Raw genomic sequence first — 14,731 nt, forward strand, 5'->3', positions numbered from 1 at the left:
TATCATTCATCAAAATAAATAATTAATGGTATGTGTAAGAATAATTCGCATTCCAGACTATGTTCAAACTCTTTATGCTTTTATGCTTTTGAAAAGCCGTATTTCAAAAAACAAGGCATAAAAAGCCAATAGACAAAAGATGCCCACTTTTGTTATGAGCACAGGGAAGGGTATTTGTATCCCCCCTTGTAACTGAAATATTGTTTGAATTGGGAGCATGATGCCAATAAGAATGCATACTATTAGCAGCATTTCTAAAAGAACAAAGCCCATTCCATCCTTTTTTTTCAACAAGTAAAAGCAAATAAACGCAACAGGACTGATAATACCCATATCTAAAATATAAGTAATTTCGGTTGTATACACTTCAATTAATTCGAGGGAGCGGTTACTCAACAATGAACCTATAATATCAGGCAACCAAGCAACAACAAGTGAAATTCCAGTAAGAATTAAAAGAATATTTATTCCTCTATAAGAGAATGTTCCTTCAACATATTTCGACACAGTTTTCGTATCAATACTACTCATGGCGATAATTAAAGAAAAAAAGCTCACGGAAAAAAGAACTATATAAATTAAATGAAGTTTATTATAAGTAACTCCAAAGGATATACTTGTAGAATAATAAGTGAACAGCGAAATTACAGATGTTAAAAGCATTCTACTTTTTAGTGTTTTTCTTTTAATATCGTACACTAAAGAAGCAATTAAGAGCGGAATTGCAATAAACAATATGGTGAAGTCTGTCCCCCGAGATATGAGAGCTTTAGAGTATGAGTCGTGAGTATATATTCCGTCCCCATATATTTTTATGGTGTCCCCATATTGATTTACAAAATTATACGGCCTACCTCCATCCATATAAAAAAGACCCATGGCTGAGGAAACTATTGCGAAAAATATAATTGCTATAGTTAATATATACAGAGCTCTATTGTCAGACTTAATCATATTTAACTTCCTTACTTCCGTTAAACTTATCAATGTTTTGAAATAATTGCTCGAAAAATTCAATTACAATTGTAAGTTTTTCCTTATCAATATTTTTGAAAACTTTGTCCAAAAACTCATTTCCAGATTTTTCATTAACTACAAAATACTCAAAGCACTTTTCAGTTAAAGACACACATAATGCCCTATTATCTACAGTTGATTTTTCTATTGTTACGTAGCCTTTCCTTGCAAGATTCTCCAGCATTTTTTTAGTATTTTGGCGAGTATTACCCGTAAAATCCGATATTTCCGAAATAGATGGCTGTTCCTTTTGCATGGTTTTTATCATTATTAAAAGGAACCACTGCTTTAGAGTAGTCTCCTCCATTAATGAATCACCAATTAATTGTAGTTTGTTTGCAAGCAAAAAAATGTTGGCAAAAATAAACTGTTCCTGTTCTCGTTGGCCCATATAATTAACCTCCTTACAAATATAAGCAACATATTGCATATATTTACAATACACAATATGTTGCTTATATTCAAGATGTTTTTCTCATTTTTATGCATTCATTTTCTTTTTACCACATCAAACATCTCTTAAGGTTAACCATAAGAGGTGTTTGATTTAACTTTGTTGAAGTATGACCGAGATACAAGTAAAATTAGGTCACAATCCCCTTATAGTAGACAGATAAAAGAAAGCATACTAATCAGTCTACTATGGAGGGGATTTTTCATTAGCTATTTAATTTTTTCATGAAGCGTAGCTTTTTCAGTACACTCCACTTTGGCCTGTCGGTTTTGTTAAACAATTATTTTACTACTTTTTAGTCGAACCAATTATCTTTTCTCCCCCTTATAAATGAAGCGGATTTATTTTGTTGGTGTAAAATTAATCTTCATAGCTTTTGCCATTAATCCGGGAATATCAGTATTTTCGTGTAAGCCTCTGAATAAGTCGGAACCTGGTCCAAATGCGTAAAGTGGGATATCTACTCCAGTATGTTGAGTGCTTGTCCACCCTACAAGCGCACGTTCAGATATGACCTCATTAATAGCCATACTTGGTTTTTGAGCTGATTTAATTTTTTGAACCTCTGTTTCCGTTAAATCAATTGTTGAATATTGTTTAACTACATCTTTAATGTTGCTGCGAGTTGCATCCAATTTACTTGCCATATAATCACCAGTTGCAGTCACGTTTCGCAGTACCTCTACTTTCGCGTCGTACTGACCATATCCTCCAACAGACATACCGCCTGTATCGTGGTCTCCAGCAACAACAACTAGAGTATTTTTATCCTTCTTGGCAAAATCAATCACTTCAGCTAATGCTTGCTCAAATGCTTCAGCGTCTTTCATTGCCCAAGCTGCGTCGTGAGCGTGACCGGCCCAATCTATTTGGCTGCCTTCAACCATTAGGAAGAAACCGTCATTATCTTTTTTAAGAACGTCCAATGCAGATTTCGTCATTTCTTTTAGGCTCGGCTGGTTTGTTGCATCGCGGTCCAATTCTGGTGCCATTCCGTCTTCAGAAAATAACCCAATCAACTTTTTAGACTTATCTGCATTACTTAAGTCATTTTTGTTAGAAAAGTAATCATAGCCCTGCTCTTTTGCTTGATTTAAAAGAGAATCAGGAAAATATTTCTTGCCGCCACCAAGAATAACGTCTACATCATTTTCGAGAAGCTGTGGCGCAATATCAGCCTCATTAGCACGAGAAGCTACATGTGATGCGAAAACAGCTGGAGTAGCATGAGTAATCGTTGAGGTCGCTACTAGACCAGACGATTTCCCTTCTTCCTCAGCCCTTTCAAGGATTGTTTTTAACTCTTTCCCTGTAGGGGAGGTGCTGATCATTCCGTTGTTCGTTTTTACACCAGTTGCAAAGGCTGTTCCAGCCGCTGCTGAATCTGTCACTTCAGAGTTAGCTGAATAGGATTGGTGCATACCAACAAGCATAGAATCCATAAGAGTCTCTTGACCTTTAAACCAACGATAATTTGTGGCGTATGAGGCTGAATAACCATCAGGAATCATAAAAATAACATTTTTAACTTTTCCATTATTTACATTTCCATTAGCTTCAACGGTTTCGATAGGTATGTTGGTCCCAGCGGCCATCCCTAATGCAATAGAAGAAATTGCTACGATAGTTAATACATTCTTTTTAATTCTTTTCATGTTTTTCCCCTCCAATTATATTGTTCATAATGAATGATAATTCGTTATTATTAAATACCTTTTAAAGTCGGGTTAATGTAAGGTGAATTTTTAAAATTAGGAATTTTCACTTATATAAAAACCAAGAAATTCGTTTATCTAGTAATTTGCCCTTATTTATTTCACTAAAAAGTGAGTAATTACCTTATTCACTCACTTAAAACCTGGTGTTTAATGCTAAGGTATTAAAAACTACCCATTGTGGTTTATTACAAACATTTACAATTCCTTTACAATGAAATCAAATAAATGTTGCTTTAGAATATTGTTTGATCAAATTGATACTAATAACCTTGATAAACGAACAAAAAGAAAGAGCCTGTTTTGAAAAAGAGATTGATCAAAACATGCTCTAAGTATTTTCAATTGAATCATTCTATTATTAAAAAGTTTAATCATTTCTATGAACTTTATTCCATTAAAGCGCCCGATTGTTGAAGACCGATAAATAACATTGTTTTTCCAAAAAGAACGTTCTTGTTAAAGAAAACACCAAATTGTGAAAGATTATTAATCCAATCTTATTGAAGAAACTTGCCCGTTTTTATTTCTCTGTGTCATAGAAATCTTCCACAGCCTTCCTTCCTCTTATGCAGATCGCTTTCTTTTCAAGCAATCGGGTTTCAAATATATCATAAAGAGCTAACTGAGTTCCTCTATAATCTCTCCTCGTCCAAGACTATTTGCTACATTAATGATCCTTTGATTTGAACTTCCTTTAAAGCATAGGGATAAGTCTCGCTTTGTTAAGTCAAACCTTCCATCCACTAATACGTCAATTTGTTTAAGCAGGGCAGCATGATCAGGATTTTGCATTAATTCCTCGTAAAGATAGCCAGTATAACACCAAATGTTCTTTCCTTCTTGTTTCAATTTTTGAGCGAGTGGAGTAATTTCCTTTGCTTGAAGAAAAGATTCACCACCACTAAACGTTACATTTGATAGTTCATTTTGCATGACTTCTTGAAAAATTTCCGTTTCGGTCCATTCCATTCCATTCTCACAGTTCCATGATTGTGGATTGTGACAGCCATGGCAATGGTGGGGACAACCTGCAAAAAAGATTACTGTTCTTAAACCTTTACCATCAACAATAGAGTCATGAAGGATGTCTAAGACTCTCATTTTGTTTTCTCACTAAGGACATTGGTCTTTTTGAGATACTCGACACCCGATAGTTGGTGCTTAACCCGATCCCGTTCTTCGCTACGTTTACTTGAATTCCATCTATTTAATGAGCCAACTAAATAGCCTGTAATTCTTCTGATACGCTCAATGTTGAATTCATCATGGTTTCCACATTTCGGACATTCATTATCGATAATCCCTTGATAGCCGCAGTCCATACATCTATCCACTGGATGATTAATACTCCCGTATCCAATCCCATATTTTTGCATAGCCCGAACTAATGTATCTAATGCATCAATATTACGGCTTGGATCTCCATCTACTTCAACATACGTAATGTGTCCTGCATTAGTTAGGTCGTGGAAAGGAGCCTCAATTTTGATTTTATTAATGGCACTGATAGGATAGTAAACAGGTACATGGAAGCTGTTTGTGAAGTAATCTCTATCTGTAACACCTTTAATTACTCCATGTTTCGCTTTAGTTGTTCTTAATGCTTTTCCTGCATTAGATTCAGCAGGGGTAGCCAGTAAAGAGTAATTTAATCCGGAATCTATTGTAGCTTGATCCATTTTCTTACGTAAAAATCGAATGATTTCATATCCTAGTTTGAAAGATTCATCGCTCTCACCATGATGTTTTCCTGTTAATTGAACTAAAGCTTCTGCCAATCCAACGAATCCAACCGAAAGAGTCCCTTGTTTAAGGATTTCGGTTAATTTTTCATGAGGTTCTAGTGCTTCTCCATTCCACCATATGCCTTGCCCATACAAAAACTTAAAGTTGGCTGGTGTTTTTTCAGATTGATAGAGATAGCGTTCGTATAATTGTTTAATGCAGATATCTGTATATTCTTCTAGCTTCTCTTTAAAATCATCCAATGATGTAGATTCAATCGCAATAAGCGGTAAATTAAGAGTTGTAAAAGAAAGGTTTCCTCTTCCTACTGGTGTCTCTCTCCCATTTACATTTCCAATTACTCGTGTTCTACAGCCCATCGTGGCAATTTCACTTTCAGGTGTACCATCATAGTATTGTAGATTAAAAGGTGCATCAATAAACACGTAGTTCGGAAATAACCGTTTGCCTGTTGTTTCTAATGAAAGTAAATACAAATCATAGTTTGGATCGACTTCATTAAAGTTTACGCCCTCTTTAATTTTAAAAACAGTGATTGGAAAGATAGGTGTTTCGCCATTTCCTAATCCTTTTTGAGTAGCCAAAAGGAGATTCTTAGTGACTATTCTTCCTTCTTTTGATGTATCTGTTCCTAAATTTATAGACACAAAAGGAGTTTGGCCGCCTCCACGACTATGCATACTGTTACAGTTATGAATTAAAGCTTCACATGCTTGAAGGACTTCATAATCTGTTAGATCCCATGCTTTTTCTTCGATCTCTTCTTCAGAAAGGCCAACTGAAAGTCCTTTTACTAATTTCTGTTTCTTTTCAAATGATCTCTGAACGTAAGGAGCTAGATCATAGTCAAAGCAAGGTATAGATTGACCGCCATGCTGCATGTTTTGGTTCGCTTGGAAGATAATACTTGTGAGTGCCATCGCACTTGTAATGGATTTTGGCTCTCTCATATGTCCATGTCCTGTATTAAATCCATCATTTAATAATTTAGCTAATGGAATCTGCGTGCAAGTGGTGGTTCCGGTTGGGTAAAAATCCATGTCATGAATATGAATATACCCGCCTAAATAAGCCTGTTTGACATCTTCTGATAATAATTTTTCGACTGTATAGGCTCTAGAGCTCGTTGAGCCAAATAAGCTCATCATCCCCATCGGAGATAAGCCATCAACATTGGCGTTTTCCTGAATTAAATCTTGATTACTGCTGTCAACTATTTCTTGAAATTTTTCAAATAGCTTGTTCATTTTGTTCACTACCTATTCTGATTGATATTTATTATGTAAAGGATTTTTTAGACCATTTTGCAAGTAACAATTAAAACTAGTAAAATAAACGCTCTTATCGAACGCAATCTATGTCAAACTTTTTCTTTTTACCCGTTTAATAAAGAAATCGACAAATTGATTACAGCGCTCCATGTCACTTTCTTGTGGAAAAAGTTCTATTTTTAACGTTACCGCAAGATTTGTTTGGACATATAACATATCTCTAAATTCATCAACTGCTCCACAAAAATGAGGGTAAAAACGATCTCCTGACCCAACCACTCCTGTTATCATATGTTTTACATTTTGCTTTTCAAACGCTTCATATAAGAAAAACATATCTGGCGGAATTTCTCCGTCTCCCCAAGTATAGGTGCCGATGACGATTGCATCGTATTCTGATAGTTGGGAAAGTGCAAATTCATCCACTTCATATAAAACGATGTTTGAAAAATGAGGTAGAAACCGTTCGTAAAGACATTTGATAAGTTCTTCGGTATTCCCAGTTCTAGACGCATAGACCATGGCTATTTTCATTACAATTCATCAAATCCGTTGGATTGCGTCACCTTTGAATAGTTACGCGACTTTTGCTCAAAAAAGTCTGATTTTGTTTCATTTAACATTTCGTCACTAAAAACATGAATCCATGGCATTGGATTCTCTCGATCTGAATAAAGATTTTTCAGTCCAAGCTGGCGAAACCGTTTATTGGCAAGGTATTCAACATATCCTTCAAATTCAAGTAAATCAATTCCTTCTATATCTTTTAAGATATAATATGACCATTCTTTTTCCAATTCTACCGCCTTGCTTATGGTTTCATATATATAATCAATATTCTCTTTTGAATTCATTTCAGGATTTTCCGTCAACATAAGGCGAATAAATTGGGAAATCAAGTACGCATGCTGCATTTCATCACGTTGGATATAACTAATCATTGTGCTTGTTTTCAACATTTTTTGTCTACGAGCTAGATTGTAAAAGAAAGCAAAGCCCGAATAAAAATAAATACCTTCTAAATTGATGGAATTAACCGCGAGTTTAAATAAATTTTGCGGTGTTGGATTCATATGAAACGCTTCATACGCTTCTAAAATGAGAGCGTTCCGTTTTTGTACAATTGGATCATCTTTTGCTTGATTAAAGCGGGCATTTTGTTCTTGTAAGGGAACAAGCGAGCTTAAAATATAGGAATATGATTCGTTATGAACCGCTTCCTGCTGAGAAATAACTGCAAATATTGCTTTAAAACTTGAGTCCGTCACATAATCCATTACTTGACTCATTATGGGTGTTTGCAAACTATCTAATGAAGCTAGCTGGGTATTAACCCGCAAAAAAACATCTTGTTCTACGGAACTAAGAAAATCCCATTGCTTAATATCATCTTGCATATTAATCTCTTGTGCTTTCCAAAAGTTCGACAACAATGTTTGATATAAATCATACATTTGCGGATAGGCAATATCATTCCAATTTAAGATTCCAGAAGATTTTCCGTTAATAATCCCTGTTGATTTATTTGGAAACTCTGGATTCAGCAGCTTCATTTTAGTTAAAGTTTGATTCATAAGAAATCCCCTCCTACATGTTTTTTCGTTTGTCACCGTTACACTATTTTGACTTTAGTGTTTGTTCATGAAGTGAATCATCTCATGCCTTATATACACCAAAGGACTATTTTTATTGAAACAATTGTAAACATAGCCTCCTGAATAAATGATCCAAAAAAAGATCAGCTATGACAGGCTTCACATTCCTCAATCTCAGCCTGAGAAGTACTTCGTACATAATAGGTCGTTTTCAAGCCATTTTTCCATGCTTCCATATGAAGATGTAATAAGTCTTTTGCTTTAATATCGTGCTTCACATATAAGTTGAAGCTGATAGCTTGATCGACATGTCGTTGTCTTGCTGCATTTTGTTTTATACTCCATATTTGATCCAATTCATGTCTAGATCGACGATAATAATTGTACGTAATATGATTCAAATCAGGAGCCGTTACTTTAAATTTGAAGTTTTTCTTTTCTTCTGCGTATTCAACAGAATAGATTGGATCAATGCCATCAGTTGAACCGCCGATTTTTGCTGTTGAAGAGTTAGGGGCTACTGCCAGCAACCACCCATTGCGAAGCCCTTTTTGTGCTATCTCTTTTCTTAAATGTTTCCAACGATCAGAGGAATAGCCTTTCCTTTCAAAATATTGACCAGTTTCCCATTCAGAACCTAAAAATTGGCTGTAAGCTCCTTTTTCTGCAGCTAATTCCATAGAAGATTGAATCGCATAGTAGGCAATGTCTTCATATAATTCGTCGGCATATTGAACGGCCTCTTCTGATTCCCAATGAATTCCTTCTAGCGCTAAAAGATGATGCCATCCAAATGTACCTAATCCTACCGCTCGATACTTTTTATTCGTTTTCTCCGCTTGTCCAACACGTATCGTATTTAAATCGATCACATTATCCAACATTCTCACTTGAATTCGTATTAAGCGTTCAAGTACATTGGCTGGAACTGCTTTTGCCAAATTAATAGAGGATAAATTACAGACCACAAAGTCACCTGGCTTTCGAACAATAATTAAGTTGCCATCTTCATCTTCACTTTCATTCACGATTGTTGTAGGGGACATATTTTGAGCAATTTCGGTACATAAATTACTGCAAAAAATCGATGTACGACCTTCTCCCCTTACATGTTTGTTTGGATTTAGCCGATTCACCTCATCCCGATAAAACATATAAGGAGTACCCGTTTCTAATTGGGCAATCATCAACCGTGACATTATGTCCATGGCACGATACGTTTTGCGTGGAAGCAGTGGATGATTGACAGCTTCTTGGTAGTTTTCTGTGAAATATTTTTTATCTTCTTCATCATAAAAGTCTTCAAGTCCGAGTGGATTCCCCTCCTCGTCTTTCCAACCCATTATTTGTTTCACTTCATGCGGACAAAATGTGTGCCACATGCCACTGCTTCTCCCAGATTCATCCACTTCCTGAAGTTTTTCCATAAATAAATCTGGTATGGTGACACCGGTAAAAATATCATGTGCTTTCCGCCGCTCATCGCCATTATTTGTTTTTAGATCGAGAAAGCCGTTCATGATGTCTTTATGAAAAATATCAAGATATACTGCGATCGCACCTTGTCGCTGTCCAAGTTGATCCACACTAACAGCTGTATCATTAATTAATCGTATCCACGGCACTACGCCAGAAGAATTCCCTTTAAATTTCTTAATATCTGAACCGAGTGCACGCACTTTTCCATAATAAATCCCAATTCCACCGCCATCTTTACTTAATCTAGCAATATCCCAATTATTTAAGTAAATTCCATCAAGTGAATCCTCTACTGTATCAATAAAACAAGATGAGAGTTGACCAAAGCTTTTCCCTGCATTCGTCAATGTCGGTGTTGCCACTGTCATGTACAAATGACTCAATGCCCAATAGGATTCTTTTACGAGTTCTAATCGTTTTGTACTCGTTTCATCTTTCATTAAATGCATGGCAATAATCATAAATCTTTCTTGTGGCAGCTCGTATACATTCCGTTCATGATCTCTCGCAAGATATCGATCTGCAAACAAGAATAATCCAATATAGGTAAATAAATGATCCCGATCAGAAATTATTTCAGCAGCTAATTCTTCTATTTCTTGTTTCGAATAAGAGTTTACTAAATCCGTTGAATAGATTCCGTTTTTAGTTAATGTTTTAATCAATGCGTAGAAATCTCCGTATTTTTGAGACCGATCGTACCCCCTATTTTTAGCGGCAAAATCATATAACTCATTCAAATAAAGCTGAGCAGCAACAAATGTCCAGTTGGGCTGATCCATTGCAATCTTATTTAATGAATATATCAGCGCCTGCCCATTTGCTTCCAATTCTGTTCCATTTATATGTGCTACGCGATCGTTGATTTCCCTAGCATCTAAGTCATATTTCTCTGCTACCTCTTGAATGACCTGTAATACATATGAATGATTTGTTTGTGCTGGTGAATTCATGTTTGTTTCCTCCCGTTCGTAAAAAAGCTTTCTTAGACAAAAAAATCCGCTCAAATCATTGAGCGGATGAAACGAAGGTCAAAAAGAATAATCGAAAATAACAAATATTAAAATTCCTCTTGAAGCCGCCGTTTCATCTTCTCAATCCCCGAAGAAGTTGAAACATATAAAAATAAGACAGGTCTCCTGACTCATGCTTCATCCTACTTTAAATCCTTCCCGTATAAGCACCTAACACTAAGCCGTCTTATACAGTGGTTTATTTATTTCGTCAGCATTTACAGTTGCGGGGGCAGCTTCGGCTTCAACCGAATTCCCTATTAAGCGAAAATCGCATCTTATTACATGGCTGATACTATATATAGTTGTGAAATTCGTAATAAAATTCAATATGTAGTAATTACTACATATTATAGTAAATGATTTATTTTTATTTTACAAGGTTTAATTAATCCTCCATACCCTATTCTTTTTTTCAGCTTCTCATACTATTTATCTTTCCAACTATAAATCGACCCCTACTTTACAGAAACACGATTACAGATTTCAATGAATTTAAAGAAGATGACCACCGCTCAATACTGGGACCATCTTCTTAATTTGGCCTAGAAAATCAATGTTTTCAATACCATGACCTTGTAATAAACACAGGGGACTATATTATTAAAACTTTTTCTTATCTGCACTTTAATTTATCCACCTCCTGCGTCTCTTTTTGGGTCGAGAATGTGAGAAATAGGTTGACTGTAAAAATAAAATGCTGTATTTTTAATTTTGACTGACTTGATCAATATAAGGAATGTTAATGATATGAACTCGAAGGGGGCGGGTGCAGCGTGGCACCATTAAATGAAGAGCAGCTGATCCAGATCCGTGATGAGCGCAGGGAACAGATTTTGGCCGCTGCCTTAAGCGTATTTTCCAGACGCGGCGTTGCCGGAACCAAAATGAGTATGATTGTGAAGGAAGCAGGCATTAGCCATGGCCTAGTGTACCATTATTTCAAATCCAAGGAAGAGCTTTTCGTTACGCTTGTCAAAGGTGCTATAGAGGGTGCGCAGGAAGCCATGTCGTTCGTTACATCCCTTCCGGGAACCGCTTATGATAAAATCAGAAAATTGGTTGAAGAAATGATGGATGAGGAAGGAGCCCCGTTTTTTCAGCTGATCTATCAGGCAAGAACGTCCGATGGCGTGCCTGAAGAAGCGAGAATATTGATCAACCAATACACGTTGGACGATTATGTTAGCATCCTTCGGCCTTTGTTCGAAGAGGGACAAAGGGATGGGACGATTGCACCGGGGGATCCGGGAGAATTGATTGCCGGCTTCCTGACGGTACTAACCGGAGTGATGATGGTGGGATCGGTGGATGAGCGGCAGTTTCGCATCCCGGATATCGAAATGCTGATGAGGATGATCAGCAAATAAAGCACCTATCACCTCATTGCAGGCGGCAGGTGCTTTATTTTTACGGAAATGTACGGCTTCTCTTATCGTGGAATGATCTTTTCCAGTATTTCTTCAAGCGGCCGATGATGCTGCTCCAGCAGCTCGGCGAGGATTTCCTTTCCTTCGTCCGATGCTTCCAGCACCGCTCTGATCATTTGCGGATTGAACAGCTCACCAAGCGGAACAGACAATGTGTTTACTCCCCAATACATGCCGTAAAGCTGGAAGTTGCGATTCACCGTGCCCTCTTTAAGCAGCATATCCATCACCTTCCGGCAAAAATCTACCCCTTCAAGCGGTTCTGACCCGGCTTCATATTCAACGCCCTCCCACTGTAAATCCGCCGCACAGTTCAGCCACCAGGCAGGCGTAATGGCTTCATGCTGCATTCGTTTAAGTACCCGCTTTTCAAACTGCGGCTTCGGATCGCTAAGCTGCTCCCGCAAAGAGGATTGCAGTATTTCCGCTTCGATTGCCGCAACCGTCATCCCTTGACCGAAAATCGGATCATAGATGCAGTAAGCATCACCAAGGACGAGCAGGCCAGCAGGCCAATGGTGAACCTGTTCATAATGGCGGCGGTATAATTCCGCTACACGAAAGCCCCGCGGGTTGCCGACATGTTCCAAATCCTTGACGATTTCCGCGATCAGGGAAGACGGCAGCCCGGCCACCGTTTGTTCGAACGCCTCCGCATCTGTAGGAGGAAATTGCCCTCCGGGACGGTACAGCAGCAGTTCGGCGACTTGATTCTCAATGAAGGAGAAGACACCTGTATAGGTGTTGTTCTCCGGCTGGCCCATAATGTTGACGACATCCCACTCTTCGGCCAGATGTCGCATTGCAGGCGGCAATGTATAGCGGCGAGTGCTGTACCCAATGGCCGTCTTCATCAGATCGGCCTTCGGCACTTCGTACCCCAGGCTCTCCAGCCACTCTGGCAGCCGGGAGGTTCGGCCGCTGGCATCGACGGTCAGGTCGGCCATCCGGACACTTTCTTCTCCAGCAACTTTCCGCTCCCGGACCCGTACTCCGGTAATGGCTGAACAGTCTGGAGCTGCAATGAGTTCAAGTACGTCATGCCCTTGAAGAAACCTCACATTCGGACTCGCGCTCACGCGTCCGCGGATGACCCATTCAAGCACGGCGCGGCTGAATTTATAATCATTGCGCATATAAGGTCCGCTGACGATCCCATACGAATTCACAATATGCGCTGTCTTATTGAGCGAGGAAGGCGAGCCAAGCGCGGCCAACTCCTCTTCGTAACCCGGAAACAGATTTTCCGTAATCATTTTGCCGCGATTTGTGAATCGATGCGGATGGAAACCGTGAGGTACGCCAGCCCGGTCAGCCGGATGTTCCGGATATTTATCTTTATCAATAACAAGCACTTCTCCATAAACATCCGCCAATACACGAGCAGTCATCAAACCTGCCATACTGCCTCCGATAACGATTGCTTTTCCCATTCGAAGATTGTTTTCCATAAGCTAACTCTCCTATTTTATGATTGATTAAATCAGTCAACACAAGAATAAAACATTTACCACTATATGTCAACCCATAAAAGATATTGTTTTAAATCGAATATACGCTTCTTTGACATATTTATAACCAAAATATGGGGAAGTTTATAGGCGATCCTGCATAAAATAACAGAACCACAGGTTGTCTTATGTCTGACAGACAAGAATTGTGATTTAGTCAGATGCGAGAAAGACCATTACTTGCAGCAAAATTTTCTTTGATCCTTTCGACGCCTTCCAAAAACTCAAATGACAATTTAAAGCATAAGATTGTCATGTTAATTTTAAAGGATAAGGATGTAAATGTGACATTTTTATGGTTTAAGTCACAGTAAAATATATATAATGTCTAATATAGTTACGGTAATCAAGCATAAAATTTCCTAAAAAAAATAAAGCATAAAATTTCTGTGACTTGAACCATATTTTTGCCAGCGATTTACTCATAACATTGCCAACCCTTGAGACACCTAGTTTCAAAGGGGATTTTTTATTAAATCTAAACTAGAATAAAAAGAAAATCCTTTATTTTTTAAAAAATAAAGGACTTTTCAGAACTATTGGCAAAGATTTAGTTCTGTTTTAAACTCTAGGCAAAAATATGAGTAACTGTGATCTAATATTGATTACGGCCATAAAAATGTACCACTTCTGTCATGTTTTTTACCGGCGATTGCCACAATATTTACCACTTGTTGCCACGCATTTACCAATGGGATAACGTCAAGGAAGTGCGGATTTACAACGTTAAGGACTCTGGAAGATAAAAAGGGCTAATTTTCCAGTGTTTTACTGAGAAATTAGCCTTTCGCTATTCAACAATAGCGCCCTTTAATGGAATAACTAAATATGGTCTCAATCCTAAAATCACTTATATTCTTATTGAACTAAAGCCCCCGTTAGTTCCATAAGAAAATGAACAAAAAGGGGTAGAAGCAGATATTGTATCTGTTTTTCTACCCTTTTATTTTTCAAACTAATTAGAGTTTACTTGGCTATTAATAAAATTGTTTGATTCTAGTTTTTATAGCATTTGTTTTTATTTATTGTTGTTTTGTTTCATGATGTAGTGGTGGTGGAACTAGCCAACCTTTATCTTTCATGATTTGCAATAATGCTGCTCCATCTATTGCTTTTTTCGCACCCATTTGACCAAATAATAATCCAACATCTTCACGAATTGATTGACTGGCACCTTGTCCGCATGCTATAATCCCAGCTGCAATATCGGCAGCTACCATATAAGCTATTTGAGCATCTTGAAATCTTGCTCCAACAGGAATCTGTTCGAGATCAGCTTCAGGTCGTTCTGCTGGTGTAGGTGGAACTGCAATATCGTTTTGTAGTAATACTACTTCTATATTTTTGATAGAAGGTTTGATGGATGATTCAATTACTTGTTTTAAAAACGCTTTTAATTCTTGATCACCTGTATGGTTTGTATAGACTTGATATCCATCTAGTGCAGCTTTCGCGACTGATAAAGCGCTCCATAAACCAAATACTTCTCCATAATGC

11 protein-coding genes and 1 riboswitch are annotated in these 14,731 nt (G+C 37.6%); of the genes, 1 reads left to right on the plus strand and 10 read right to left on the minus strand.

The window, feature by feature from the left end; translation table 11 throughout:
• Positions 1 to 72 precede the first annotated feature (72 nt).
• The 8 genes from M5A78_RS08250 to M5A78_RS08285 form a co-directional block, all read right to left on the minus strand.
• Positions 73 to 954 (minus strand): hypothetical protein, encoded by an 882-nt coding sequence (locus M5A78_RS08250; protein ID WP_248734805.1) that lies wholly within the window; start codon positions 952 to 954, stop codon positions 73 to 75.
• Positions 947 to 1,408: a MarR family winged helix-turn-helix transcriptional regulator gene (locus M5A78_RS08255; RefSeq protein ID WP_248734806.1), complete on the minus strand. Its 462-nt coding sequence runs from the start codon at positions 1,406 to 1,408 to the stop codon at positions 947 to 949. Before M5A78_RS08255 ends, M5A78_RS08250 begins: the two co-directional genes overlap by 8 nt.
• A gap of 404 nt (positions 1,409 to 1,812) precedes the next feature.
• A complete protein-coding gene (locus tag M5A78_RS08260) occupies positions 1,813 to 3,126 on the minus strand; it encodes an alkaline phosphatase (protein WP_248734807.1) in 1,314 nt (437 codons plus the stop codon).
• Positions 3,127 to 3,807: 681 nt separating this feature from the next.
• Positions 3,808 to 4,290 carry an anaerobic ribonucleoside-triphosphate reductase activating protein gene (gene nrdG, locus M5A78_RS08265; RefSeq protein ID WP_248734808.1) on the minus strand — a complete coding sequence of 161 codons (483 nt, stop codon included), beginning with the start codon at positions 4,288 to 4,290 and terminating at the stop codon, positions 3,808 to 3,810.
• Complete coding sequence (locus tag M5A78_RS08270; RefSeq protein WP_248734809.1) at positions 4,287 to 6,182, minus strand: anaerobic ribonucleoside triphosphate reductase; 1,896 nt, start codon at positions 6,180 to 6,182, stop codon at positions 4,287 to 4,289. Before M5A78_RS08270 ends, nrdG begins: the two co-directional genes overlap by 4 nt.
• 108 nt (positions 6,183 to 6,290) lie before the next feature.
• Entirely contained in the window at positions 6,291 to 6,740 is a 450-nt protein-coding gene (locus tag M5A78_RS08275) for a flavodoxin domain-containing protein (RefSeq protein ID WP_248734810.1), read from the minus strand.
• A complete protein-coding gene (locus tag M5A78_RS08280; RefSeq protein ID WP_248734811.1) occupies positions 6,740 to 7,780 on the minus strand; it encodes a ribonucleotide-diphosphate reductase subunit beta in 1,041 nt (346 codons plus the stop codon). Before M5A78_RS08280 ends, M5A78_RS08275 begins: the two co-directional genes overlap by 1 nt.
• 164 nt (positions 7,781 to 7,944) lie before the next feature.
• Positions 7,945 to 10,233 carry a ribonucleoside-diphosphate reductase subunit alpha gene (locus M5A78_RS08285; protein ID WP_248734812.1) on the minus strand — a complete coding sequence of 763 codons (2,289 nt, stop codon included), beginning with the start codon at positions 10,231 to 10,233 and terminating at the stop codon, positions 7,945 to 7,947.
• Positions 10,234 to 10,392: 159 nt separating this feature from the next.
• Positions 10,393 to 10,589, minus strand: a riboswitch (cobalamin riboswitch).
• A gap of 480 nt (positions 10,590 to 11,069) precedes the next feature.
• Between M5A78_RS08285 and M5A78_RS08290 the strand changes: the two genes are divergently transcribed.
• Positions 11,070 to 11,663, plus strand: coding sequence for a TetR/AcrR family transcriptional regulator (locus M5A78_RS08290; protein WP_248734813.1), 594 nt, complete (start codon positions 11,070 to 11,072; stop codon positions 11,661 to 11,663).
• Positions 11,664 to 11,725: 62 nt separating this feature from the next.
• Here the strand turns inward: M5A78_RS08290 and M5A78_RS08295 are convergent, their stop codons facing one another.
• Together M5A78_RS08295 and M5A78_RS08300 are read right to left on the minus strand one after the other, a co-directional pair.
• Complete coding sequence (locus tag M5A78_RS08295) at positions 11,726 to 13,174, minus strand: NAD(P)/FAD-dependent oxidoreductase (RefSeq protein ID WP_248734814.1); 1,449 nt, start codon at positions 13,172 to 13,174, stop codon at positions 11,726 to 11,728.
• 1,082 nt (positions 13,175 to 14,256) lie between these two features.
• Positions 14,257 to 14,731 (minus strand): DUF3231 family protein (locus M5A78_RS08300; RefSeq protein ID WP_248734815.1); only part of this gene is annotated, 475 nt, incomplete at its 5' end.

Source organism: Neobacillus rhizosphaerae, from assembly GCF_937468385.1.
Lineage (GTDB): Bacteria > Bacillota > Bacilli > Bacillales > Cytobacillaceae > Neobacillus > Neobacillus rhizosphaerae.

Excerpts from the sequence above, each read along its gene's own strand:
- M5A78_RS08255 (WP_248734806.1), bottom strand. The coding sequence starts at position 1,408 with ATGGGCCAACGAGAACAGGAACAGTTTATTTTTGCCAACATTTTTTTG.
- M5A78_RS08260 (WP_248734807.1), bottom strand. The coding sequence starts at position 3,126 with ATGAAAAGAATTAAAAAGAATGTATTAACTATCGTAGCAATTTCTTCT.
- M5A78_RS08275 (WP_248734810.1), bottom strand. The coding sequence starts at position 6,740 with ATGAAAATAGCCATGGTCTATGCGTCTAGAACTGGGAATACCGAAGAA.
- M5A78_RS08295 (WP_248734814.1), bottom strand. The coding sequence starts at position 13,174 with ATGGAAAACAATCTTCGAATGGGAAAAGCAATCGTTATCGGAGGCAGT.
- nrdG (WP_248734808.1), bottom strand. The coding sequence starts at position 4,290 with ATGAGAGTCTTAGACATCCTTCATGACTCTATTGTTGATGGTAAAGGT.
- M5A78_RS08280 (WP_248734811.1), bottom strand. The coding sequence starts at position 7,780 with ATGAATCAAACTTTAACTAAAATGAAGCTGCTGAATCCAGAGTTTCCA.
- M5A78_RS08270 (WP_248734809.1), bottom strand. The coding sequence starts at position 6,182 with ATGAACAAGCTATTTGAAAAATTTCAAGAAATAGTTGACAGCAGTAAT.
- M5A78_RS08250 (WP_248734805.1), bottom strand. The coding sequence starts at position 954 with ATGATTAAGTCTGACAATAGAGCTCTGTATATATTAACTATAGCAATT.
- M5A78_RS08285 (WP_248734812.1), bottom strand. The coding sequence starts at position 10,233 with ATGAATTCACCAGCACAAACAAATCATTCATATGTATTACAGGTCATT.